Below are 893 nucleotides of genomic sequence, written 5' to 3' on the forward strand. Positions count from 1 at the left end.
AGGCACCGCGGCCAGCGCCTGCGGTTCAACCCGCCGTGGCGCGCGGCCCGGCGCCCGCGCCGACCCCGGCGGTCGCGGTCGCGACCATCCCCGGTGCGACACAGGCGCCCGCGCTGCGCCCCTGGGAAGGGCTCTCGAACGCGGATTTCCGGCAGCGCATCGCCGAAGCGGAACGCAGCGCCGAGCATGCGCGGGACGGCTATGGGCTGCGCAACGCGACATCGGGCGCGCTCGGCCGCTACCAGTTCCTGCCGCTGGCGCTGCGCGACATCGGCTGGATGGATGCCTCCGGCTCCTGGACCGAGGCGGCATCCCGCCACGGCGCGACGGATGAGGAAAGCTTCCTCGCGAACCCCGCGGCGCAGGAGGCGGCGATGTCCGCCTTTCTCGCGAGGCAGGAGACGATCCTTGATCGCAACGGCGCGCTCGGCGCCGCCGGCACCACCATCACCGGCCTCGACGGGCGTGAGATCCGGCTGACAGAGGGTGCGCTGGTCGCCGCGGCGCATCGGCGCGGCGGCGGGATGCTGGCCCGCTACCTCGCGCATCGGACAGAGACGCCCGACGCGCCCTTGACCCCCGCGCAGCGCAGCGCCTTCGCAAGCATCGAGGCGCGGCTGCATGGCTTCGGCGAGGTCGCCTATGCAAGCGAGCGGCCTGGAAACCGGATGATGGCGCGGCGGTCGGGCACGGCCGGGTAGGCCGGCCCCTAGGCGGCGCGTCGCAGCCGCACGACCGAAATCCTGCCCGGGTCCAGAAGGCGGCGGCGTCCGGTCACCCGGGCACCGCGCGCGCCGCCGCCCGGTGGATCACGCCGTGCGGTCGCCCCCGCCGCCGGCCAGCAGATCGGGAGAGGACACGGCTGAGCCCCAGACGCACTCGAATCGCGGAAG

1 pseudogene is annotated in these 893 nt (G+C 74.8%); it reads left to right on the forward strand.

The features are described from left to right. A pseudogene (locus tag HW577_RS25745) lies at positions 1-701 on the forward strand (hypothetical protein); the annotation flags it as partial. Positions 702-893: the final 192 nt, after the last annotated feature.

This window comes from Neoroseomonas rubea (genome assembly GCF_016106015.1).
GTDB lineage: Bacteria > Pseudomonadota > Alphaproteobacteria > Acetobacterales > Acetobacteraceae > Neoroseomonas > Neoroseomonas rubea.